The organism is Desulfolithobacter sp., from assembly GCF_054025815.1.
Genome location: NZ_JBPMMS010000041.1, coordinates 1 through 3,063, shown reverse-complemented (window position 1 = coordinate 3,063; position 3,063 = coordinate 1). Strand labels below are relative to the sequence as shown.

The following is a 3,063-nucleotide window of genomic DNA, read 5'->3' as shown; positions in this document are numbered from 1 at the left end:
GAAAAAGCGGCTTGGGACGGATCAGGGTGTAGGGACGCAACCGGGTACCGAACCCGGCCGCCAGGAGCATGGCCTGCATGGTGACAAAATTGATTTGAAGTTTCAGGCGTAAGGTTTTAGGGTTACAGATTCTTGTCCCGGAGGAAGAAAACGAACGGTTTGGCCTCAATGGCCTGGAACGTAACCCATACAGCAAAAAACGTCCATGATAGCATTACTCGATTACGGAGCCGGCAATGTACGCTCGGTCATCAACGCCATAGAGAAACTGGGGGAAACCGTCCAACCCGTGACCACGGCCGAGGATATTTCAAGGGCCGAGAGGCTGGTCTTTCCCGGGGTGGGCAGCTTCGGTGCCATGATGGAAAATCTCCATGCCAAGGGATTTGTCGAACCGCTGCAGGCCCATTTGCGGGCCGGAAAACCCTTTCTCGGCATCTGCCTGGGGCTCCAGGCCCTGTTCAAGGAGAGCGAAGAGACCCCCGGGATTCGCGGGCTCGGGATTATTCCCGGCCGGGTAAGACGGTTTGCCGTGGATCTGGCCGTACCGCATATCGGCTGGAACGGCATCAAGGCGCAGCAGCCTTCGCGGCTCTTTGCCGGCCTGAAGGGCGATGAGAAGTTCTATTTTGTCCACTCCTATTACGTGGCCCCCGAAGATCCGGGCTGCATTCTGACCACCACGAATTATGGGATCGAATACACCAGTGCCATCCAGATGGGCGAGGTCATGGCTACCCAGTTTCATCCGGAAAAAAGCGGCCGGGCCGGGCTCACGGTCCTGGGTAACTTTCTCGACAGCAGCAGGGAGATGATCACCCTCCGCTCAGAGTCCGAGCCGACCCGACTGGCCAAACGGATCATTGCCTGCCTGGACGTGCGTGCCAACGACCACGGTGACCTGGTGGTCACCAAGGGCGACCAGTATGACGTGCGCGAAGACGGGGATGTCCGCAACCTGGGAAAACCGGTGGAACTGGCCAGGCGCTACTACGAGGAGGGCGCCGACGAGATCACCTTTTTAAATATCACCGGGTTCCGGGATTTTCCGCTCAGCGACATGCCCATGCTGGAGGTGCTGCAGCGGACCTCGGAGAACGTGTTCGTACCGCTGACCATTGGCGGCGGCATCCGCGACTTCACCGATCGTAACGGAACCTTCTATTCCGCCCTGGAAGTGGCCTCGGAATACTTCCGTTCCGGCGCCGACAAGATCTCCATTGGCAGCGACGCGGTCCTGATCGTCGAGGAAGTCCTGAAAACCGGAAGGGCCACGGGTATGAGTTCCATAGAGCAGATATCAAGAGTCTACGGCAACCAGGCTGTAGTGATTTCGGTGGATCCGCGGCGGGTCTACGTCGCCTCCCCGGACGAGGCACCAGACCACCACGTCATCAAAACCAGACTGCCGGGTCCAAACGGGGAACAGTACTGCTGGTACCAGTGCACCATCAAGGGCGGCCGGGAAGGACGGAACCTGGACGCAGTGACTCTGGCCAGGACCTGTGAAGAGCTTGGCGCCGGAGAAATCCTGCTCAACTGCATTGATCGGGACGGCACCAACTCCGGATTTGACCTGGAACTGATAGGGGCAGTGAAAAACGCTGTCACCATCCCGGTCATTGCCTCGAGCGGTGCCGGCAGTGCCGGTCATTTTCTCGAAGTTTTCACCGAAACCGGGGCGGAAGCCGCCCTTGCCGCCGGCATCTTTCACCGGAAGGAAGTGGGCATCGGTGAAGTAAAAAACTTCCTGAAGGACAAAGTGGAAATCCGGCCGGACTGATATATTTCAGCGGCAGAAATTCACACCCTGCCGGAACGCTCTTTCTCCCCTGCACCATGCTCAGCAGAACTGATGGGGAGCGTTATGACAAACATGACACCCCCATCATCCATCTGGCGGATCTGAAAATCACCCTTATGGTCATAGATGATCTTGCGACACACATCCACCCAGTAATCAATCTGGGTGGGTATGTACCCGGCCCCCTGGTATGACGACGAATCATCCCTGGCGACCGGAAGTACCTCCCGCACCGTTATGACAACGTGGTTGTTTTCTCTTTTCGCTCCAATCTCGATATTGCCATGGATCCTGGTCATACGTTCCAGGACCTTTTCCGTCACCTCGCTTAAAACCTGATGAATCAATCCCTTGTCCATGACCAGGGACGGCAGGGCTTCATCGATAAGATAATTGATGGTTACCCCGTGATGCCTGGCGTCCCGCGAGACACTCCGGCACCATTCATTCAGAATATCGGTGAGTTCAGCCCGCTCATAATGGGGATGCAGGGGACCGGCAAGGGCGCATATATCGGCAATGGAGTGTTCCATTTTTCCCACGTTATCGACAATCCGGCACAGCTGTTTTCGAATCGGATGCGGTGTCATCGGATCAAGCATCAGGCGCCGGATACTGCCACCGACAATCATCAGCGGATTGCGCATTTCGTGGACCAGCCGGAAGGCTATCTGGGCCACGCTCGCCATCTTTTCTGACTTTGCCAGATGCTCTTCCATGGCACGTTTTTCATTCTGCAGCTCGATCAATTCCCAGAACAGACGAGCCGCAACATGGTCCAGCACCTTGACCGACTCGGGCTTGACCGCAAAAATCTGCCGGAGTACCTCGTCGCTGCCGGTGAGCTCAATGACCAGGTCCGGCGGTTTGGTTTGCCCATTATCCCCTTCTCTGAAAAAATCTCTGAAATCATCGGTCGTCGGGATACCATGCTCCCTGGCAAAACACAGGCCCGGAGCATCCTTATGGATATCCGCCACCCCGACAACCTTGATTCTCAGGTGGCGCAACGGGGTGGACAGCAACAGCGCAAGCACATCCCGACACCCGGCGCCGCCCCCGACAATCGCTACCCTGATGTTTTGAAAATCCCCATAATTATCAGTGGTCCGGTCATCATCCATCGGTCACGTTCTCCCCAAAAATAACCCTCGCTTCATCCGCCTGCTTTCTGTTTGAAAGGAACAAGCCTTGCGCCGCCCCATACATACTCTTGTACATTCCTCCAGGCTACGCAACATCATTGCCTGTAAAACCAA

General features: G+C 56.3%; 2 protein-coding genes. One reads left to right on the top strand and one right to left on the bottom strand.

Features of this window, described 5'->3' with window-relative positions:
• The first annotated feature begins 205 nt into the window (after positions 1-205).
• Positions 206-1,783, top strand: a complete 1,578-nt coding sequence (gene hisF / locus ACXJJY_RS11540) for an imidazole glycerol phosphate synthase subunit HisF (RefSeq protein ID WP_456387916.1) — start codon at positions 206-208, stop codon at positions 1,781-1,783.
• A gap of 20 nt (positions 1,784-1,803) precedes the next feature.
• Here hisF and ACXJJY_RS11535 read toward each other — a convergent pair whose 3' ends face one another.
• Positions 1,804-2,928, bottom strand: coding sequence for a sensor histidine kinase (locus ACXJJY_RS11535; RefSeq protein ID WP_456387914.1), 1,125 nt, complete (start codon positions 2,926-2,928; stop codon positions 1,804-1,806).
• Positions 2,929-3,063 lie beyond the last annotated feature (135 nt).